Genomic DNA, 19,491 nt, shown 5'->3' with positions numbered 1-19,491 from the left:
TTTCTTCTTTTTTGGCGCTACCGCTTGGAAGAAGAAAGAAGACCCTCACCCAACCCTCTCCCGCACGCGGGAGAGGGTTAAATTGCGGCGATTTCCCGAGACTACCGCGTCGTCTTGAGCGTTGGAACGTCTCCCTGCACCTCGGTCCCGGTCGGGTTGCGGATCGAGGGACGCAGGCGGGCAATGCTGCACAAGCCGGCGACGACCGCCAATCCAACCGACACCAGCGGCGGGACGCGCCCCGCGCCGATGCCGAGTGCGAGCAACAGCGCGACGACGGTCGCGCCGGTCGTCTGACCCGTCAGGCGCACCGTCGAGATCAGACCGCCCGCCGCCGCCGCGCGGTCGCGCGGGGCGCTGCCGATGATCAGGCGGGCATTGGGCGGCAGGAAGGTGCCGAAGCCCGATCCGCACAGCGCCATCCGCCAGGCAATGTCGAAATAGGTCGGGTGATCGGGCAGGAACGCAATCAGCAATAAGGCGACGATGCTGACGCACATGCCGATCCCGCCGAGCAGACCCGCCGGAATGCGGTCGGACAGCCAGCCCGCCATCGGCGCGACGATCATGTTGGTCAGCGGCCAGGGCGCGATCGCCGCGCCGACCATCGCCGCGCTGAACCCGAATTCCTGGGTCAGTCGGAACGGAGTCGACAGCAGCAACGTCATCGACGCGATAAACGCGGTATAGGCGCCGATCACCGACAGCGCGATGACCGGGCGTTCGAGCAGATCGAGCGGCAGGATCGGATTGGCGTCGCCGCGTTCGCGACGAACGAAATAATAGCCGATCAGCGCGCCGGTCGCGACGATCGCCGCCGAGACCACCGGGCTATTGCCATGGACCGCGCTTTCCGCGCCGCCGATCACCAGCCCGAACATCGCCGCGCACATGACGGCGCCGAGCAGGTCGAAATGCGCATGGCGCGGTTTGGGATCGGGCAGGGCGCGACCGAGCACGAGGCTGAGCAAGGCGAAGGGAATGGCGCAGGCGAACACCCAGGGCCAGGGCGCGATCGCCAGCACCAGCCCGCCGATGGTCGGCGCGGCGGCGGCTGAGCTCGACACGATGACCGAGTTGATGCCCAAGCCGCGACCCAATTGCTTCGAGGGATAAGTCGAGCGGATCAGCGCGGACGATACGCTGAGCGCGCCCGCCGCGCCGATCGCCTGCGCCGCGCGGACGACGAGCAGGAACGGCAAGCTCTTAGCGAAGAAGCAGAGCAGCGTCGCGACCGTGAAGATCAGCTGCCCGACCTGGTACATCCGCTTCAGCCCGATCCGCTCGCCGAGCCCGGCAAAGGGCAGGAGCAGCATGACCAGCATCAACTGATAGACGGTGACGATCGCGACGACCGAGCTCGAATCGACCTTCAAATCGCGCGCGATCGACGGCAGCGCGACATTGGCGATGCCGCCGTCGATGATGATCAGCGCGGTCCCGCAGCACAGCGCGCCGATCGCCAGATAACGCTGCGGCAGCGCCAGGCCATCGCTGCGCGTCGGTGCGATCTCCGGTTCGAGGTGATGGTCGGCGCTCATGCCGGGCTCCATCCTGGTGGCGCCAGTTCAAATCCGGCGAAATCGAACCCCGGCGTCACCACGCAACTGACCAAGGCCCAGCCATCGCGAGGTTCGGCCGCTTGCCAGGCGCCGGCCGGGACCAGCACCTGCGGGTTTTCCGGACCAAGGCGATGGTCGCACGTCCCGCCGTCGTCATGGATCAGCAACGTGAGCGGGTGGCCATCGTTCCAGATCCACAATTCGGCGGCGTCCACGCGGTGCCAATGCGAGCGTTCGCCGGCATCGAGCAGGAACAGGATCGCGGTAGCGAGATCGCGTTCACCGCGCGGATCGGGGGTGCGCATCGTCTCCCGGAACCACCCGCCCTCGGGGTGGGGGGCGAGGTCGAGGCTGGCGACGAGGGGATGCGGCATGCGTAAGCCCATGCTCCCGGGAATCGGGTCAGGACAACCCCAAAATGGCGTTAGTCCGGAGCAAAAACACCGCCCTCTCCCGCTTGCGGGAGAGGGGATATCTAATGACCTGATTTCGCCGGTAACCTTGGCGCGGGGCGGCCGGTGTGCTTTGAAGCGGAGCATGCCGATGCTCCCCCCCCGCCGTCTGCCAGCCATGCTTGCCGCATGGGGGCTGGTCTTCTCGCCGATCGCCCAGGCCGCGCCGTCAGGCGCCGTTGCGGCGGTCGATCCGTTCATCGGAACGGGCGGAGAGGGGCATACTTTCCCCGGCGCGGTATCGCCGTTCGGGATGATGCAGGTCTCACCCGACACCGACGCGACCTGCGTGATCCGCACTTGTTACGGCCATGCCGCCGGCTATCGCTACGACGATCCGACGATCCAGGGATTCAGCCAGACCCATTTCTCCGGCTCCGGCCATTCCGATCTCGGCGATTTCCTGGTCATGCCGGTGTCGGGCGATGCGGTGCCACTCGAGCCAGGCGATCCTGCCAAACCGGGTAGCGGCTACCGCTCGCGCTTCACCCATCGAGGCGAGATTGCCTCGCCGGGTTATTATGCCGTCAACCTGACCGATGCCGGCGTTCGTGCCGAACTCACCGCGGGTACGCGGATTGGCGTCCATCGCTACACGTTCGAGGGCAGCAAGCCCGCGCATCTCGTGTTCGACCTGCGCTCCAGCCTCTACAATTACCCGGGCAAGGTATCCTGGTCGTCAGTCCGCCTGCGCGCCGACGGCACATTGACCGGGGGACGCGAGACGCGCGGCTGGGCGCCGGGGCGCAAATTGTTCTTCGCGATGCGCTTCTCGCGCCCGCTCACCGGCCATGAGTTCGTCAACCGCGAGACCGATGTCCCCTACAAGGGCTTCAAGGGTCCGGGCCGCACCGGCAGCGACATCGCCGAGATCAAGGGCAGGGCGCTGGTCGCGCGGCTCGATTTCGGCCGGCTCGATGCCCCGCTCGAAGTCAGGGTCGGCATCTCCAGCGTCGACGAGGACGGCGCGATCCGCAATCTCGACAGCGAGCCCGGCGGGTTCGACGCGATCCGCGCAAAGACAGAGACGGCTTGGGCAAAGGCGCTGGGCGCGGTCGACATCCAGGCCGAGCCGGGCATCAAGAAGTCGGTTTACACCGCGCTCTATCACTCGATGATGGCGCCGAGCATCGCGGGCGACGCCGACGGCCGCTTCCGTGGACCGGATGACCAGGTGCACAAGGCCGATGGTTTCACCTTCCGCTCGACCTTTTCGCTCTGGGATACGTTCCGCGCCGAGCACCCGCTGCTGACCATCATCCAGCCGCAACAGACCTCGACCGATGTCGTCCGCTCGCTGCTCGCGAGCCGCGACCAGAGCCCGTACGGCATCTTGCCCGTCTGGCAATTCCAGGGGCAGGAGACGTGGTGCATGATCGGCTATCACGCCGTGCCGGTCATCGCCGACGCCTATCTCAAGGGAATCAAGGGCTTCGACGCCAACAAGGCGCTCGATGCGATGGTCGCGAGTGCCACCTATGCGCCTTACGGTGGGCTCGGCGATTATATGAAGCTCGGTTACGTCCCGATCGACCGCGAGCCCGAGGCGGCGTCGAAGACGGTCGAATATGCTTTCGACGATTGGACGATCGCGCGAATGGCGCGAAAGCTCGGCCGCAACGACGTCGCGGAGACGTTCGAGAAGCGCGCCGCCTTCTGGCGCAACAGCTTCGACACCCAGACCGGCTGGCTGCGCGCGCGCAAGAGCGACGGCAGCTATCGCACCCCGTTCGATCCGACCGCGATCAACTATGGATCGGACTATACCGAAGGCAATGCCTGGCAATATTCCTGGTTCATGCCGCACGACCAAGGCGGGCTGATCAAGCTGCTCGGTGGCGACGCGGCGACGGTGAAGAAGCTCGACGCGATGTTCGATTTCGACAATTCGAAGATCGACTACAGCCACGCCGAGGATATTGCCGGGCTGATCGGCCAATATATCCATGGCAACGAGCCCAGCCACCACGTCGCCTATCTCTACGCCTATGCCGGCGCGCCGTGGCGCACCCAGGAACGGCTCAAGCAGATTGTCGACAGCCAGTACAAGCCCACCCCGGATGGGCTCGCGGGCAATGACGATCTCGGCCAGATGTCGGCCTGGCTGGTGTTCACGTCGCTCGGTTTCTACCCCGTGGCGCCGGGCAGCGGGCAATATGTCATCGGTCGCCCGTTCGTCGACCGCGCGACGCTCAACTTGCCCAACGGCAAGCGCTTCACCATCCTCGCCGACGGTCTGTCGGCGGCCAACCGCTATGTCGGCGCGTTGACGCTCAACGGCAAAGTGCTCGACCGCGTGTGGATCGGGCATGACGAGATCATGCGGGGCGGCACGCTGCGATTCAACATGACGGCGACACCCAACAAGACATGGGGGGCGGGCATCGCCTCACGGCCTTATTCGATGAGCGGCTATTGAGTAGGGCAGGGAGCGGACCCATCTGACCGGCAACCTCAAGGAGGATCGTCATGTCCGACACCGCCACTGCCCGCCGCACGCTGATTCCGGGTCCTGATCATCCGATAACCGTGACGCCTAATGCCAAACGTGTCGTCGTCAGCGCCGGCGAGAAGGTCATTGCCGACACACGAAGCGCCGTGACCTTGCAGGAAGCGAGCTACCCCGCGGTGCAATATATTCCGCGCGCCGATGCCGATCTGGCGGCGCTCGAGCGGACCGATCATCACAGCTGGTGCCCGTATAAGGGCGAGGCGTCTTATTTCTCGATTCCGGGGATCGATCGCGGCGAGAATGCGATCTGGACCTATGAGCAACCGCAAGAGGCGGTCGCCGATATCCGCGATCATCTCGCTTTCTATCCCGATCGCGTTACGATCGAAGAACGCGACGACTGACGCGACCGACCGATCGGCGAGCACATTTCGGTCCGACGTTCTTGCTGCAATGCAGCATTTGGGCTATAGCCGAGTCATGTACCTCGCTGAGAAAACCGATCCCGCCCCGAATGGCGGTGCCCCCGTCATCCTGGAAGGGATTGTTCGCAAGAAGTGCGTCGTGGCGACTTATAACCGCATGGCAGTGATCCTGGCGCCGCACGCCTTGTTCACCAAGAACGACGCGCTCTACGTCGCTGCGGTGACGATCCAGCGCGACGGGCAACGTCCGCGCGAGGAGAAAGTCGGGCTGTTCAAGCTCGACGGGCTGGTCGGCCTGCGGCTCGACGAGCGCGATTTCGTGACCAGCTCGGTCTACGAGCCCGAGGACGAGCGCTTCGTCGGCTCGACGCTGATGGCGGTAGAGGGCTGATCCAAGCCGATCTCCTGCGGCAACTCCAACACGCTTCGAGCGTAGTGCCGAGAGGAGGACGCCGATGACACTGACCGGCCGATGCCATTGCGGGCGCAATGCGTTCGAGATCGATGGCGAACTACCCGAGAAACTGACCCGCTGTACCTGCTCGTTCTGTTCGAAGCGCGGGCACCTTTACGCTTATTATCCGCCCGACCGGTTCAAGGTCACCCAGGCCGATAGCGACGCGATTTATCGCTGGAACAGCCGCATGGTGCACAATCATTTCTGCTCGGCTTGCGGGTGCGATCTCTACGCCGACAGTCCGGATTTTCAGCGCGACGGCAGCTGGGACGGCAAGACGCGGCGGATAGCGGTCAACGCGCGGCTGCTCGACGATTTCGAGGCGGCCGACTGGCCGGTGACGGTGTTGGACGGCAAGAATTTGTGGTGAAATGAAAAGGGGCGACCAACCGACCGCCCCTTTCGTTCGTTCAGCGCCAGTTGCGGCGGCCGCAGACGCGGATCCAGCGGCCGTGGCGGCGTTCATTGTGGCAGCGGCGGTTATTCCAGCCCCAGTGATTGCCACGACCGTTATTCCAACGATCGCCACGACGATCATCGCGACGGCCATTATTGTCCCAGCGGTCGCCACGACGGTCGTCGTCGCGACGGTCCATCCGGCGATCCCCGCGGTCGTCGCGCCGATCGTCGCGCACGTCGCCACGCGACTGCGGTGCTTCGATGCCCGGCGCGTTGCCCGCGACCGGCGCTGCGACCGCCGGCGTAACGCCCAGCATGGTGGCCATCAGGCCTGCCGCTATCAGGAACGTTTTCATATAACCTCTCCTGGCCCGATATGAGCCGTTCCGAACGATACGATTCGCAGCCGTTATGGTTCCTGAACGAGCCGTCTCTGACAGGTTCACATTCGCCGTCGGGGTTGGAGACGCGACCGCGCAGCTACGGATCATTCCCCTCCCGCTTGCGGGAGGGGAGGTAGCGCGGTTTATCTGGCAAGCATGAGGCGACCGTGCGAGGGTTCGCGCGTTGGAGGAGCGATGACGGACGCGGACGATATCGAACACGTAACCGCCCCCGCGCGGCGCGGCGGCTGGGCCTGGCCCGCGCTCGTGCTATTCGCGGTGTCGCTGGTGCTGTTCGGGGTGCACCTGGCCGACGAGCTGATCGAAGGGGAGGGGTTCTCGTTCGACACCCGCCTGCTGCTCGCGCTCCGCGTGCCGGGGCATTCGCAAACCCCGATCGGGCCGTCGTGGCTGTTGCAGTCGGCGGTCGATATCAGCGCGCTGGGCGGCTACACCTTGTTGTGGCTGTTCGGCGTGGCCGGCATCGCCTGGCTGATCGGCGCGGGCAAAAGGTCGGAGGCGGCGGGCATCGCGCTGTCGCTGATCGGCAGCTCGGTGATCGACGGCCTGCTCAAGAGCTGGATCGCCCGCCCGCGCCCCGAGCTCGTCCCCCATCTGGTCCAGGTGACCCATGCCAGCTTCCCCAGCGGCCACGCGATGATCTCGTCCGCGGTCTATCTGACGATCGCACTGATGCTGGCGGAAGGCATGCCGCGCGACGGCTGGCGCGGCCGGGCAGGGCGCGTGGCGGTGGTGGCGTTCTTCAGCCTGCTCGCGGTGCTGATCGGGATGAGCCGGGTCTATCTCGGCGTGCATTGGCCGAGCGATGTGCTGGCGGGGTGGTGTTTCGGGACGGCTTGGGCGTTGTTGGTTTGGATGGGGGATCGGTGGCTGGGGCGACAGCGCGTTTGATTACGGTGTCAGTTAGTTAACCGGGCCCGACGCGCACTGAGGGGCATCCGTTAAGATATCAAACTTAGCGCCGATTTCACTTTACGAAACTCGCGCACTCTTCAAACACGACGTCTTGTGATTGCTCCTCAATCGCTGCCATTATGGAGCAAGTTAGAAGGAGGCAAAAGAAATCTGCATATAGATCCGCCTGCCTTTTATGATTTTTATCGTCTGTGTAGCCGCTATCATCATCAGCTATAGGGCTTCTGATCTTTACGTCTCCGTGAAAAAGCCTCGACCGAAAATCATAGCCTTTAGATATATTTTTATCTAAATCTATTATGCCATATCGATCTACAATGATCGGAGCACGTTTTCTGATTTGGTATTTAATAGATGCTTCATTGTTGCAATAAAGTGCTTCTAGTCCGGCCAAGGACCACATCAGAGTACCGTAGGCATCCATGCTTGCGGTTCTTGTGGAAAATGTTCTCAATAAACAGGCGGTCGCTCTTTGGATTCTAGTTTCGGCGAAACCCTTCCAAAAGCCGCTACAATTCCTACTCCATTCCAGTGCCAGATTTGGAAAGATTTTGACACCAGGAGTGCCTGCGATCATTCGATCATCAGCGACTGCCCAAAGTGTTCTGAATTCGCGCGTGTCGCCGAAGTCGAGAATTTCTTCGCCAAGCGAAGCGATATGATAGACGGAATTAAGGCAACCGAAGTAGCATATATTCCAGATCGACAAGCACCCATTCAAGACGGAGCTTAAGCTGACGGCCATTAAATACTTGGGTAGGTAGATTTCGTCGTGCGACGATAGAGGGCTGCCGTCCGAAGAGTGTATACTGCTTTTCATACTCGACAAGCAGAAATCTTCAGAGGAAATATCCAAAACAATAGAACCTTTTATCCCGGCTCTAAATAGTCTTTCGCCAACGAATGTGGCCTCATCAGGATGGGGCGATCTGATCGAAATCGAACAAGTGCCGATGGGCGAATCCGGATTAAGAACACTTGCGTCTATCTGAAGGCCGTCCAAAGCTCGGAGCACTTCGCGCCGATACTCTAAGAATTCCACATCCTCGCCCCAAGGCCGAGGCAGGATAAAGGCAGATGCTGTTGCTCTAGGGTTGGCCATTGCCCGCCGTCACAAAACTATCCATCACCCGCTTGCGCCCAGCCTGCTCGAAATCGATTTCCAGTTTATTCCCCTCAATCTCCGCAATTTCGCCGTAACCGAACTTCTGGTGGAACACGCGCATGCCGACCGACAGGTCGCTGCGACCTTTATTCCCCAAACTCACCGCACTCGCGCGACTCTCCACCACCCGCGCCGGTTCGCGCGTGAATGTCCGGCTCTGCCATTCCCCGCCTGGCTTGGCCGCGTTGAGCGTGCCTGCCGCCCTTTGCCACCCGGGTCCACGCCCGGTCCCGCGCCCGACATCCGCGAACGGATCGCTCCGTTCGCTCCAGTTCGCACGCCACAAGCTTTCGCCGCCGGACATGCTGCTTTCGCTGTCGATATGCGCTTGCGGCAGTTCGCCGACGAAGCGGCTGGGGATACTCGACGTCCACTGGCCGTAGATGCGGCGGTTGGCGGCGTGGATGATGATCGCGCGGCGCCGGGCGCGAGTAATCGCGACATAGGCGAGGCGCCGTTCCTCCTCGAGGCTCGTCAGCCCGCCTTCGTCTAGCGCGCGTTGCGAGGGGAACAGGCCTTCCTCCCAGCCGACCAGGAATACGGTGTCGAATTCCAGGCCCTTGGCGGCGTGGATGGTCATGATCGTGACCTTGGCCTCGTCGGCCTGCGCCTCGTTGTCCATGACGAGGCTGACATGTTCGAGGAACGCGCCGAGCGTTTCGTACTCCTCCATCGCGCGGACGAGTTCGCTCAGGTTTTCGAGGCGGCCGGCGGCTTCGGCGGATTTCTCGGCCTGCCACATGGCGGTGTAACCGCTCTCATCCAGAATGACTCTCGCGAGTTCGGAGTGAGGCACGCCCCCTCCGCCAGTCAGCTCCGTTAGTTGGCCCTCCTCTCCGCGAAGCGCGGACGAATTGAGCATGTCTCGCCATCTGGCGATGTCGATGACGAGGTTGCCGAGCGCGCGTCTCGCTTGCGGGGTCAGTTCGTCGGTGTCGAGGATGCGCGCGGCCGCGGTGGTCAGCGGGACCTGTTCGGCGCGGGCGAGCTGGTGGACCTTGGCCAGCGCCTTGTCGCCGAGACCACGCTTGGGGGTGTTGACGATACGCTCGAACGCCAGATCGTCGGCCGGCTGGGCGACGACGCGGAGATAGGCGAGCGCGTCGCGGATTTCCTGCCGCTCGTAGAAGCGAAAGCCGCCGACGATGCGATAGGGCATGCCGATCGAGATGAAGCGGTCTTCGAATTCGCGCGTCTGGTGCTGGGCGCGGACCAGGATGGCGATGTCGTCGAGGCTCGCCTTGCGGATCTGTTGCGCGGCCTCGATCTCGTCGCCGACGCGGCGCGCTTCCTCCGGCCCGTCCCAGACGCCAAGCACCTTCACCTTCTCGCCGTCATTATGCTCGGTCCACAGGGTCTTGCCGAGCCTGCCCGAATTGTTGGCGATCACCCCCGATGCGGCGGCGAGGATGTGCGGGGTGGAGCGATAATTCTGTTCGAGGCGGATCACCTTGGCGCCGGGGAAATCTTTTTCGAACTTCAGGATGTTTTCGACCTGCGCGCCGCGCCATGAATAGATCGACTGGTCGTCGTCGCCGACGCAGCAGATGTTCTTGCGCTCCTGGGCGAGCAGGCGGAGCCACAGATATTGGACGCTGTTGGTGTCCTGATATTCGTCGACCATCACATAGCGGAAGCGCTGCTGATAATGCTGCAGCACCTCGCGGTCGGTCTTCAGGATGGTGAGGACGTGGAGCAGCAGGTCGCCGAAGTCACAGGCGTTGAGCGCGCGCAACCGCTCCTGATAGACGGCGTAAAGCTGAGCACCGCGGCCATTGGCGTAGCGCTCGTCTTCGCCGGCGTCGACGTCCTTCGGGGTCAGGCCCTTGTTCTTCCATTCGTCGATTAGGCCGCCCAATTGGCGCGCGGGCCAGCGCTTCTCGTCGAGGTCCTCGGCTTGGATGAGTTGCTTGAGCAGACGCAATTGGTCGTCGGTGTCGAGAATGGTGAAATTGGGATGCAGTCCGACCAGCTCGGCATGACGGCGCAGCATTTTGGCACCGATCGCGTGGAATGTGCCGAGCCACGGCATGCCCTCGACCGCGTCGCCGACCAGTCGCCCGACGCGCTCCTTCATCTCGCGCGCGGCACGATTGGTGAAGGTGACGCTGAGGATCTCCGACGGATAGGCTTTGCGCGTCCACAACAGATGCGCGAGCCGCGCGGTCAGCGCCGCGGTCTTGCCGGTGCCCGCGCCGGCCAGCACCAGCACCGGCCCGTCGGTGGTCAGCACCGCCTCGCGCTGCGGCGGATTGAGGCCGCGCAGATAAGGCGGATCGTCGGGAAGAGAGGCGGGGGCAGGGTCGGTCACGCGTGAACACTTAGGGAACGGTGCTTGCCCGGGCAACTGTCTTGGCGCACGCTCGCCGGACTCGAAACGAGTGGAGGGGAAGTCGCTTGAGCCGTACCTTGATACCCTTGATCGCGCTCCTGCTGGGAACCGCCGCCTCTCCGGCCAAGGTCGAGAAGGTCGATATGGCCGCCGCGATTCTGCCCCCGCCCGCCAAGCCGGGCAAAGCGGTCGCGCCGTTCGTCAAATATGGCGAGGGGCGGATCGCGCTCGCGCATGTCCGCGTCATCGACGGCACGGGTGCGCCCGCGACCGACGATCGCCTGGTGCTGATCGATGGCGGCAAGATCGTGGGGATCGGTGCCGGCAGCGATTCGGTGCCGGCGGGATATCGCGTAATCGATGCGACCGGACAGACGATGATGCCGGGCATCGTCGGGATGCACGACCATATGTATTATGCCGCGCGGCCCAATCTGACATCCGACGGCAAGTCCGAACCGCCGATCATGGTTCCCGAAATGGCGTTCAGCTCGCCCAGACTGTATCTGGCGGCGGGCGTGACGACGATGCGCACCACCGGCGCGGTCGAGCCGGCGACGGACGTCAACATCAAGCGCGCGATCGATCGCGGCGATCTGCCCGGCCCGCACATGGACGTGACCGGTCCCTATCTCGAAGGCGCCAGCAGCCCGTTCATCCAGATGCAGCGGCTGAAGGACGCCGACGATGCTCGCCGCGTCGTCGCGTTCTGGGCGGATCACGGCGTGACCTCGTTCAAGGCGTACATGAATATCACGCGCGATGAGCTCAAGGCGGCGATCGATGAGGCGCATCGCCGCGGGCTGAAGCTCACCGGGCACCTTTGTTCGGTGACTTTTCCAGAGGCGGCCGCGCTCGGCATCGACGATCTGGAGCACGGATTCTTCGTCAATACGCAGCTCGATCCGGGCAAGACGCCGGATACCTGCCCCGATAGCGGCGGCGATCCGACCTTGACCGCGATGACGCCCGGCAGCGCGGCGGGCGCGGCGCTGATCAAGCTGTTGGTCGACCGTCACGTCGCGGTGACATCCACCCTTCCGGTGTTCGAGGATGCTTCGCCATCGTACAAGATCCTGCCTTCGCGCCAATTGGAGCTGCTGACGGTGGAAGCGCGCACGGCGTATCTCTATGGGTTCGCGCGGGTCGGCCGCCGCAGCGACGCCGCACGGGAGGAACTCGCGACTCTCTGGACCAACGAGCTTGCCATGGAGCGCGCCTTCGTTGCCGCCGGCGGCTTGCTGCTCGCCGGACCCGATCCCACCGGCGATGGCCATGTCTTGCCCGGATTCGGCGATCAGCGCGCGATCGAATTGCTGGTCGACGCCGGGTTCTCCCCGATCGAGGCGATCCGCATCGGCACGTTCAACGGGGCGATCTATCTGGGGCTGGCCGATCGCATCGGGTCGATCGCGGCGGGCAAGCATGCCGACCTGCTGCTTGTGCGTGGCGACCCATCGCGGCGCATTACCGACATCGAGAATGTCGAGGCGGTGTTCAAGGATGGGATAGGCTACGATCCGGCGGCGCTGCTGGCGTCGGTGCGCGGGCGCTACGGCCAATATTGAGCGGAAAAATCGGGGCGGTTCCGAGAAGAACCGCCCCGCAGTTCGGGAAGAGCCGGTACATGGGGATGGACCGGCGCTCGCGGCATGCAAGGGGCCTACCGCGAGCGGCGCTCTGGGCGTCAATTGTCGCATCCGCGTGTCACTGCTGTATCAAAATGTCGCAATTCGAAAAAAGAGCGCGATCATCGGTGACCCGGTTGCGCGACCGCTCCGGGCAAAAAAGGCGATCACACCGCTTGCGGACACGTCACGCACGGGGCGACCACTCGCAGCCCAATCAAAGCTGCTTGCCTAATGGAGCCGTCGGAACCTGCAGGCAGCCTTCGGTAGATTGGTCGGATCCTCGATTTGCTGGTTCCTTTCGCGCTCAGAACAGGAAACGCAGTCCGACATCGACGTTCGAGCCCGCCATGTCGCGCGTAGCGCGCTGCCCGCGCGCGTCCCGGCCCTTTATCGTGCCTGCGTCAAACCAGCGGTATTGCGCGGTCAGCGCGAGATGGGGCGTCATCTTGAGGCTGAGACCGCCCATCAACTGATAGGCGAAGACGGTCTGGCTGATGTCCATCAGTTGCGAGGGCGGGGCCATCGGCGCACGGGCGGGCGCGGCGAAGGTCGTCACATGACCGCGCGCGGCACCGATCCCACCGCCGACAAAGAATCGCACGGGCAGCTTGCCCTGCGGCAGATCGAAATAGGCATTGGCCATATAGCGCCAGGCATCGTTCGTGCCCTTCTGCGGCAAGGTGATCTGGATTGGTGAGGTCGCCGTGTAGGATTTCGACTTGTTGGTCGTGCGTCCGACTTCAGCTTCGATGCGCACCGGGCCAAAGCTGTGCCCGATTTCCGCCTGTCCGCCCCATCCTAAATCGACATCGTTGGTCACCTGCAACGTGGAACCAGGCGTCGGCGCGTTAGCGATCGTCTGGCGCGGCTTGTTGAGCGCCGAGCCGGTCACCGCGGCGGCGACGTACCAACCATCCCGTGGGGCCTCTTGGGCGTAGCTGGTTCCGCTCATCAGGAAGACAAGCCCAACTGCAAAGTATTTTGGCCGCACGAGAGCGGCCGCGGAAATGCGGTCCATTGACAAATCCCTTCTGTAATGTCACTTAAGTAGCGTTATGGCACATTAGGGGCATAAAGGATTGAGTCAAGATCTCACGAGAGAACGGACTAACCAGAAGGCTCGGACACGCACCGCGCTTCTTGAATCGGCCGGCGCGCTGATCCGGGCGGGCAAGAGGCCCACGGTGGAAGAGGCCGCATCCGCGACGGGTATCTCCAAGCGTACGGCGTATCGCTATTTTGTTTCCCAGGAGCATCTTTTGGCGGACGCCGCTCTGGAAGCGCTGCGCCCACAAATGGATGAGATGCTTACCTCGGTCGCAGTGTCGGACGACGTGTATGCGCGCGTCGCGACCCTTGCCGTCGGGCTACACCGCCTCGCCGAGGAGTATGATGCCGAATTGCGCGAGATGATCCGGGCGTCCCTGAGCAGGAGCGCAAAGGCCGCCGAGGGCAATGCGCCTCGATCACGGGGAGGCAGGCGACTCGACTGGATCAGGACCAGCATCGAGCCGCTCCGCGCGAAAATTCCGGCTGCCAGCTTCGAGACGCTGACCGACAGCCTCGCCGTGTGCCTCGGCATCGACGCGTTGATGGTGCTCCGCGACGTCTGCGGGCTTTCGGGAGAGAAGATCGAGGCACGCATGATCTGGATGGCGAACGCCTTGCTCGACAAGGCGCTGAACGAAGCGATCGAGGAATAGACATGACGGAAGAGACCGACGCGATCCACGCCCTACTCGCGGAGCAGGAGAATGCCTGGCGTTCAGGGGATGCCGCCGCTTTTTCGCGAGCCGCGACACCGGAGATCGTCTTCACCAACGTGGTGGGCTTGTTCTCGGTCGGTCGGGCGGGCTTCGAGGCCCAGCACCGCCACATCTTCTCGACCTTCTACAAGGGTTCGATCCTGCGGCAGGTCGTCGAGCAGATCACGTTCGTGCGGCCGGACGTGGTCATCGCGAACACGCTTACGGAAGTCATCGGCTTCGGCGCATTGCCGCCTGCTATCCGACCATATGATGGCGTTCTGAAGACCCGGCTGGAACAGGTCATGGTATGTACGGAGGGAAGCTGGAAAGTCGCGGCGTTCCACAATGTGATCGTGCATCCGCAGGCATCCGCGGTTGTACCCGCCGCTTCGTCCGGGACGGCTTGATTTACCGATCGGTAAAGATGACCCGAACGCGTAGGGCTGGATCGCTCGAAATCTCGCGCCGGCATCTACGTGAGTTGGCAAGCGATTAAATCGCCCAAAAAAAGGGGGCGGTTCGCAGGTGGAACCGCCCCGTAGTTCAGGGAGGACCGGCCGACAGGGGAGGCGGCCGGAACAAACCGCGGCAAGCAAGGGGAAGAACTCTCCGCGGCAAGGCATAGGTAGGCGCACTTTGTCGCAGCGCAATGTCGCAATTGTTGCAAATTGTCGCAAGCTGCGTGCAGTGGGCGCATGCACCCGATCATCGCTAATCGCCGTATCCTGCTCGCCGCTCTCGTCGGCACCTCGGTCGAGTTTTACGACTTCTATATCTACGCGACCGCCGCTGCCCTGGTCCTGGGGCCGCTATTTTTCCCCTCGACCTCCGACACCGCGCAATTGCTGTCGGCTTATGCCAGTTTCGGCCTGGCGTTCGTTGCGCGCCCGGTAGGGGCCGCCGTATTCGGCCATTTCGGCGACCGTATCGGGCGCAAGTCGACCCTGGTCGCCAGCCTGATGTTGATGGGCGCGTCGACATTGCTGATCGCGTTCCTGCCGACCTATCAGCAGATCGGATGGTGGGCGCCGTTATTGCTGTGCGTGTTGCGGTTCGGCCAGGGGTTCGGGCTAGGGGGCGAATGGGGCGGAGCGGCCCTGCTCGCGGTCGAGAACGCGCCGGAAGGCTGGCGCGGCAGGTTCGGCACCGCGCCGCAAATGGGCGCACCGATCGGGTTCGTCGCTGCCAACGGCCTGTTCCTGATCCTTGGCGTGACGTTGACACCCGAGCAGTTTCGCGACTGGGGGTGGCGGCTGCCGTTCCTGGCTAGCGCGATCCTGGTCGGATTGGGGCTGTGGGTGCGGCTCAAGGTGAGCGAGACGCCGGCGTTCAAACGCGTTTTGGCGGAAGGGCCGCCGCCGAGCGTTCCGCTGGGTGAAATGGCGCGCGAGCATCTCGGCGCGGTGGCGCGGGGGACGCTCGCGGTCGTGGCGTGTTTCGCGATCTTCTACATCGCGACCGCGTTCGCATTGGGGTACGGCACGACCAAGCTGGGGCACCCGAAACAGGCGTTTCTCGGCGTCCAACTCGTCGCCATCTTGTTCATGGCCGCCGGGATTGCGATCGCCGGCTGGTGGAGCGATCGATCAAGCCCACGTACGGTGCTGATGTGGGGATGCGCGGGCACGGTCGTCGCGGGCATCTTGCTCGCGCCGCTGATGGCGGGGCCGCTGCTGCTGGCCGGCGTGTTCCTCGCCTTGGCGCTGTTCGTGATGGGATTCGTCTATGGACCGGTCGGCGCATGGCTGCCCGATCAGTTCCCGGCGCGCGTGCGCTATACCGGGGCGTCGATCGCGTTCAATGTCGGCGGCGTGATCGGCGGCGCGCTGACCCCGTTTGCGGCACAGACCTTGTCGACGCACGGTCTCGGCTGGGTCGGTCTGTATCTGGCGGCGGCGGGCGTGCTGAGCTGGATCGGACTCGCGGCGTCGCGCAATCGCTGATCTCTGTGGGCACGCGGTGACCATCGAGAAATCGGCAATGCCGGCCCGCAACGGGACGTGGCTGTAACAAGCCTGTCACACGATCCGTGCAGGGCGGCGACATGGCTACCGATTTGACGGCCGATTCCGGTCACGTGCCTCTTGCGGCCGAGGCCGGCCCGACTGCGCGGGGTCCGCGTCTCGATCAGCCGAACCATCCGATCGCGAAATTCGTCTTCGCGGCGCTAATCGTTGGCGCGCTCTGTTATGCAGGCTATTCGATCCTGGTCGACACTAGCCATGTCGGCGAGCAGATGGCAACGCACGTCTTTGCGTTCCTGATCGTCGCTTTGCTGATCGCGCTAGGGTTCGAATTCGTGAACGGCTTTCACGATACCGCCAACGCGGTCGCGACGGTCATTTACACCAATTCGATGCCCGCACCGCTGGCGGTAATGTGGTCGGGGGCGTTCAATTTCCTCGGCGTGCTGCTGTCTTCCGGGGCCGTCGCCTATACGATCGTGACCTTGTTGCCGGTCGATCTGGTCCTGCATGTCGGATCCAATGCCGGCTATGCGATGATCTTCGCCTTGTTGTTGGCGGCGGTGCTGTGGAACCTCGCGACCTGGTATGTCGGGCTGCCCAATTCGTCGAGCCACACGCTCATTGGGTCGGTGCTCGGTGTCGGTCTGGCCAATCAGTTGATCTCCTCGGGCTCGAAAGGCGGCACCGCCGGAGTGGATTGGAGCCAGGCCTATGGCGTGCTGTCCGGGCTGTTCTGGAGCCCGCTGATCGGGTTCGCTTGCGCGTTCCTGCTGCTCTCGCTGATAAAAAAGGTGATCCGCACGCCCAGTCTCTACGAGGCGCCCCAGGGCGACGCGCCGCCGCCGGGACCGATCCGCGCGCTACTGATCTTCACCTGCACCTTGGTCAGTTTTTTCCACGGCTCGAATGACGGACAGAAGGGCATGGGCTTGATCATGCTCATCCTGATCGGCTGCGCGCCGACCGCTTATGCGCTCAACCGCACGATGCCGGCGAGTGCCAGCGCGGTCTTCATCGAGACGGCGAGGACCGGGGTCGCGCCGTTCGCATCGCGCGCCGGCACCGTCGATCCGAACACCGACCATGCCCGCACAACGCTGATCACCGCACTTCAGCAGCGCAAAGCGGACGATGCGCGGGTCTATGGCGCAATCGCCACGCTGTCCGGCGACATCAGCCATCGCATCCAGGGCTATGGGACAATTTCCAACGTTCCCGCGGCGGCGACCGGGAATCTACGCAACGACATGTACCTCGTGCTCGACACGTCGAAGCTGATCTCCAAGGCGAAGGACGCCGGCGCGCGGTTCCGCCCCGACGAGCTCAAGGCGATCGACGGTTATCAGAAGAATCTCGAACAGGGCACGCGCTACATCCCGATCTGGGTGAAGCTGGCGGTGGCGATCGCGCTGGGCCTCGGCACGATGGTCGGCTGGCGGCGCATCGTGAAGACCGTGGGCGAACGGATCGGCAAGACGCATCTCACCTATGGCATGGGCGCGGCGGCGGAATTGGTCGCCGGCGTTACGATCGCGTTCGCCGACAAGATGGCGGTACCCGTCTCGACCACGCATATCCTGACGTCGGGCGTCGCGGGAGCGAGCCTCGCCAATCGCGCCGGCCTGCAATTCCGGACCATACGGAACATGGTGCTCGCCTGGGTGTTGACGTTGCCGGCGGCGATGATCCTGTCAGGCGGCCTATATTGGATCCTGCTGCAATTCGTTAGCTAGTGGCCGGCTGATTTCGGGGAGAGGGAGAGCGGATTTTTGCTCTCCCCTTAATTTAAAGGTTGCTTGTTCGTTCGAACGAACTAATGGGCGGCGCATGGTCCAGCAGCGACTCCTCGATATCGCGGTCGATGCCTTCGGAAGGCATGGGCTGGAAGGGGCCAGCACGCGCGAAATCGCCGCGGCCGCCGGGACGGCAATGTCCTCGATCACCTATCATTACGGTGGCAAGGAGGGGCTCTATCTGGCCGCCGCCGATTATATCGCGCAGCAAATGGGCGAGACGATGTCGCCCGCGTTCGCGGTAGAAGTGGCCGACGGAGATCCGGTCGCGGCGCGCGAGGCCATTCACCGTGTGCTGGGCGCGTTGCTCGACAAGATGCTCGACCAGCAGGTTCGGAACTGGAGTCTGTTCATCGTGCGGGAGCAGATGCACCCCACCGCCGCCTTTGCCCGGCTGTTCGATGGCCCGATGGGCCAGATGCTGCGGAGGCTGGTGCGGTTCGTCTGCACCGGGGCCGGGATCGACGACAGCGAGGCGGCACGAATCGCGACGATGACGTTGTTCGGCCAGGTGCTGGTCGTGCGATCGGCACGCGCCTCCGTACTGCGCGTGCTTGACGTCGAGGCGATCGACGCAGCGCTCGCCGAACGAATCCGCGCGCGAATCCGGATCAACACCAATGCCATTCTCGATGCCCTTACGGCGGAAGCAAAGGAAAGCCGATGAGCGACGATACCAAGCCCGAGCCCGCAGCCGATCAGCCCGATGCAGATGCGCACGACGACGGCAAGAAGGCCAAGGATGCAACCCCGATCTATCGCCGGCCGTTTTTCTGGGTGCTGGTCCTGGTGGCGGGGGTCGCGGTGGTTGGCGGCACGCTTTATTATCTGCACTCACGCCAATTCGAAGCGACCGACGACGCATTCGTCGACGCGCATATCGTTCGCATCGCACCCGAAGTGGCCGGAACGCTGATCGATGTCGCCGACTTAGACAACCGCCACGTCAATGCCGGCCAGTTGCTGGCGGTGATCAAGCCGTCGGGGCCCGAAGCGCAGCTCGACGAAGCCCGCGCCGGGGTGGATCAGGCGCTCGCGCAGCTGCAACAAGCGCAGGCGCAGGTCAGCAGCGCGATCGCCACGCGCAACCAATCGGCGGCGGAAGCGCAAGCCCCGCTAGCTGCCGCGGTCAAGGCCGCGCAGGACCTCGCCCGCTATCAGAATCTGGCGAAGATCGATCGCTCGGCAGTAGCCTCGACCCAGCTCGACCAGGCGCGCGCCAATGCCAATTCGACCCGGGCGCAGGCTGACGCAGCGCGGCGCCAGATCGCAAGCTCGGAGGCGCAGATCGCCGTCGCGCGCAGGCAGGTTGACGCCGCCGGTGCTGTCATCGCCGCCAAGCGCGCCCAGGTGGCGCAGGCCAATGTCACCTTGGGCAACCTCCGCCTCGTCGCGCCGGTGTCGGGTCAGGTGGTCAATCGGCAGGTCAACAAGGGATCCTACGTTGCGCCGGGCAGCCAGTTGCTCGCGATCGTGCCAGACACGATGTGGATCACCGCGAACTTCAAGGAAACGCAGCTCAAGAGCATGCGGGTCGGCCAGCCGGTGGCCATCAAGGTCGATGCCTATCCCGATGTCGAGTTCAAGGGACGGGTCGATTCGATCCAGCGCGGCGCCGGCCAGGCCTTCGCCATCCTGCCGCCGCAGAACGCGACCGGCAATTATGTGAAGGTAGTCCAGCGGGTGCCGGTGCGGATCACCTTCGTCACCGGCAACGGCAATCCGGACCCCCGCAATTACCCGATCGGCCCCGGCATGTCGGTGTCGCCGTCGGTCAAGGTGCGCTGAG

18 protein-coding genes are annotated in these 19,491 nt (G+C 63.7%); 12 read left to right on the top strand and 6 right to left on the bottom strand.

Annotated features, from left to right (window positions below):
- Positions 1-101 precede the first annotated feature (101 nt).
- Together SAS01S_RS02540 and SAS01S_RS02535 are read right to left on the bottom strand one after the other, a co-directional pair.
- Positions 102-1,541, bottom strand: coding sequence for an MFS transporter (locus SAS01S_RS02540; RefSeq protein WP_066804341.1), 1,440 nt, complete (start codon positions 1,539-1,541; stop codon positions 102-104).
- Positions 1,538-1,936, bottom strand: a complete 399-nt coding sequence (locus SAS01S_RS02535) for a cupin domain-containing protein (protein ID WP_084238423.1) — start codon at positions 1,934-1,936, stop codon at positions 1,538-1,540. The genes SAS01S_RS02540 and SAS01S_RS02535 overlap by 4 nt, the downstream gene beginning before the upstream one ends.
- A gap of 163 nt (positions 1,937-2,099) precedes the next feature.
- On the opposite strand from SAS01S_RS02535, the gene SAS01S_RS02530 reads away from it, so the two are divergent.
- The 4 genes from SAS01S_RS02530 (at position 2,100) to SAS01S_RS02515 (ending at position 5,718) form a co-directional block, all read left to right on the top strand.
- Complete coding sequence (locus tag SAS01S_RS02530; RefSeq protein WP_084238421.1) at positions 2,100-4,433, top strand: GH92 family glycosyl hydrolase; 2,334 nt, start codon at positions 2,100-2,102, stop codon at positions 4,431-4,433.
- Positions 4,434-4,483: 50 nt separating this feature from the next.
- Positions 4,484-4,870 carry a DUF427 domain-containing protein gene (locus SAS01S_RS02525; RefSeq protein WP_066804311.1) on the top strand — a complete coding sequence of 129 codons (387 nt, stop codon included), beginning with the start codon at positions 4,484-4,486 and terminating at the stop codon, positions 4,868-4,870.
- 160 nt (positions 4,871-5,030) lie between these two features.
- Complete coding sequence (locus tag SAS01S_RS02520) at positions 5,031-5,282, top strand: hypothetical protein (RefSeq protein WP_245656723.1); 252 nt, start codon at positions 5,031-5,033, stop codon at positions 5,280-5,282.
- 64 nt (positions 5,283-5,346) lie between these two features.
- Positions 5,347-5,718: a GFA family protein gene (locus tag SAS01S_RS02515; RefSeq protein ID WP_066804300.1), complete on the top strand. Its 372-nt coding sequence runs from the start codon at positions 5,347-5,349 to the stop codon at positions 5,716-5,718.
- Between the two features lie 40 nt (positions 5,719-5,758).
- Here the strand turns inward: SAS01S_RS02515 and SAS01S_RS02510 are convergent, their stop codons facing one another.
- Positions 5,759-6,103 (bottom strand): hypothetical protein, encoded by a 345-nt coding sequence (locus SAS01S_RS02510; protein WP_066804298.1) that lies wholly within the window; start codon positions 6,101-6,103, stop codon positions 5,759-5,761.
- Between the two features lie 222 nt (positions 6,104-6,325).
- Here SAS01S_RS02510 and SAS01S_RS02505 point away from each other — a divergent pair, with 222 nt between their 5' ends.
- Positions 6,326-7,042 carry a phosphatase PAP2 family protein gene (locus SAS01S_RS02505; protein ID WP_066804296.1) on the top strand — a complete coding sequence of 239 codons (717 nt, stop codon included), beginning with the start codon at positions 6,326-6,328 and terminating at the stop codon, positions 7,040-7,042.
- 76 nt (positions 7,043-7,118) lie between these two features.
- On the opposite strand, the gene SAS01S_RS22355 is transcribed toward SAS01S_RS02505, so the two are convergent.
- The gene (locus SAS01S_RS22355) at positions 7,119-8,168 is read right to left on the bottom strand and encodes a hypothetical protein (protein ID WP_157082636.1); all 1,050 of its coding nucleotides are present in this window, start codon (positions 8,166-8,168) and stop codon (positions 7,119-7,121) included.
- Entirely contained in the window at positions 8,155-10,542 is a 2,388-nt protein-coding gene (locus SAS01S_RS02500) for an ATP-dependent helicase (protein ID WP_066804286.1), read from the bottom strand. The genes SAS01S_RS22355 and SAS01S_RS02500 overlap by 14 nt, the downstream gene beginning before the upstream one ends.
- 86 nt (positions 10,543-10,628) lie before the next feature.
- Here SAS01S_RS02500 and SAS01S_RS02495 point away from each other — a divergent pair, with 86 nt between their 5' ends.
- A complete protein-coding gene (locus tag SAS01S_RS02495; protein ID WP_245656722.1) occupies positions 10,629-12,131 on the top strand; it encodes an amidohydrolase family protein in 1,503 nt (500 codons plus the stop codon).
- A 367-nt stretch (positions 12,132-12,498) separates the two neighbouring features.
- On the opposite strand, the gene SAS01S_RS02490 is transcribed toward SAS01S_RS02495, so the two are convergent.
- Positions 12,499-13,146: an outer membrane beta-barrel protein gene (locus SAS01S_RS02490; RefSeq protein ID WP_066804283.1), complete on the bottom strand. Its 648-nt coding sequence runs from the start codon at positions 13,144-13,146 to the stop codon at positions 12,499-12,501.
- A 127-nt stretch (positions 13,147-13,273) separates the two neighbouring features.
- Here SAS01S_RS02490 and SAS01S_RS02485 point away from each other — a divergent pair, with 127 nt between their 5' ends.
- The 6 genes from SAS01S_RS02485 to SAS01S_RS02460 all read left to right on the top strand — a co-directional run bounded on the left by SAS01S_RS02485 (position 13,274) and on the right by SAS01S_RS02460 (position 19,490).
- Positions 13,274-13,897, top strand: a complete 624-nt coding sequence (locus SAS01S_RS02485) for a hypothetical protein (protein WP_157082635.1) — start codon at positions 13,274-13,276, stop codon at positions 13,895-13,897.
- 2 nt (positions 13,898-13,899) lie between these two features.
- Positions 13,900-14,349 (top strand): SgcJ/EcaC family oxidoreductase, encoded by a 450-nt coding sequence (locus SAS01S_RS02480; RefSeq protein ID WP_066804277.1) that lies wholly within the window; start codon positions 13,900-13,902, stop codon positions 14,347-14,349.
- A gap of 288 nt (positions 14,350-14,637) precedes the next feature.
- Complete coding sequence (locus SAS01S_RS02475; RefSeq protein ID WP_066804274.1) at positions 14,638-15,885, top strand: MFS transporter; 1,248 nt, start codon at positions 14,638-14,640, stop codon at positions 15,883-15,885.
- A 101-nt stretch (positions 15,886-15,986) separates the two neighbouring features.
- A complete protein-coding gene (locus tag SAS01S_RS02470) occupies positions 15,987-17,642 on the top strand; it encodes an inorganic phosphate transporter (protein ID WP_066804271.1) in 1,656 nt (551 codons plus the stop codon).
- Between the two features lie 94 nt (positions 17,643-17,736).
- The gene (locus SAS01S_RS02465) at positions 17,737-18,369 is read left to right on the top strand and encodes a CerR family C-terminal domain-containing protein (protein WP_066804269.1); all 633 of its coding nucleotides are present in this window, start codon (positions 17,737-17,739) and stop codon (positions 18,367-18,369) included.
- Entirely contained in the window at positions 18,366-19,490 is a 1,125-nt protein-coding gene (locus SAS01S_RS02460; protein WP_066804266.1) for an HlyD family secretion protein, read from the top strand. Before SAS01S_RS02465 ends, SAS01S_RS02460 begins: the two co-directional genes overlap by 4 nt.
- Position 19,491 lies beyond the last annotated feature (1 nt).

The sequence above is a fragment of the Sphingomonas asaccharolytica NBRC 15499 genome (genome assembly GCF_001598355.1).
Classification (GTDB): Bacteria; Pseudomonadota; Alphaproteobacteria; order Sphingomonadales; family Sphingomonadaceae; genus Sphingomonas; species Sphingomonas asaccharolytica.
This window is presented reverse-complemented; position numbering and strand designations above follow the sequence as displayed.

Bases quoted from the DNA above. Each gene is read 5' to 3' on its own strand.
- SAS01S_RS02490 (WP_066804283.1), bottom strand. From the start codon at position 13,146: ATGAGCGGAACCAGCTACGCCCAAGAGGCCCCACGGGATGGTTGGTAC.
- SAS01S_RS02530 (WP_084238421.1), top strand. From the start codon at position 2,100: ATGCCGATGCTCCCCCCCCGCCGTCTGCCAGCCATGCTTGCCGCATGG.
- SAS01S_RS22355 (WP_157082636.1), bottom strand. From the start codon at position 8,168: ATGGCCAACCCTAGAGCAACAGCATCTGCCTTTATCCTGCCTCGGCCT.
- SAS01S_RS02465 (WP_066804269.1), top strand. From the start codon at position 17,737: ATGGTCCAGCAGCGACTCCTCGATATCGCGGTCGATGCCTTCGGAAGG.
- SAS01S_RS02460 (WP_066804266.1), top strand. From the start codon at position 18,366: ATGAGCGACGATACCAAGCCCGAGCCCGCAGCCGATCAGCCCGATGCA.
- SAS01S_RS02510 (WP_066804298.1), bottom strand. From the start codon at position 6,103: ATGAAAACGTTCCTGATAGCGGCAGGCCTGATGGCCACCATGCTGGGC.
- SAS01S_RS02525 (WP_066804311.1), top strand. From the start codon at position 4,484: ATGTCCGACACCGCCACTGCCCGCCGCACGCTGATTCCGGGTCCTGAT.
- SAS01S_RS02480 (WP_066804277.1), top strand. From the start codon at position 13,900: ATGACGGAAGAGACCGACGCGATCCACGCCCTACTCGCGGAGCAGGAG.
- SAS01S_RS02475 (WP_066804274.1), top strand. From the start codon at position 14,638: ATGCACCCGATCATCGCTAATCGCCGTATCCTGCTCGCCGCTCTCGTC.
- SAS01S_RS02535 (WP_084238423.1), bottom strand. From the start codon at position 1,936: ATGCCGCATCCCCTCGTCGCCAGCCTCGACCTCGCCCCCCACCCCGAG.
- SAS01S_RS02505 (WP_066804296.1), top strand. From the start codon at position 6,326: ATGACGGACGCGGACGATATCGAACACGTAACCGCCCCCGCGCGGCGC.
- SAS01S_RS02540 (WP_066804341.1), bottom strand. From the start codon at position 1,541: ATGAGCGCCGACCATCACCTCGAACCGGAGATCGCACCGACGCGCAGC.
- SAS01S_RS02515 (WP_066804300.1), top strand. From the start codon at position 5,347: ATGACACTGACCGGCCGATGCCATTGCGGGCGCAATGCGTTCGAGATC.
- SAS01S_RS02470 (WP_066804271.1), top strand. From the start codon at position 15,987: ATGGCTACCGATTTGACGGCCGATTCCGGTCACGTGCCTCTTGCGGCC.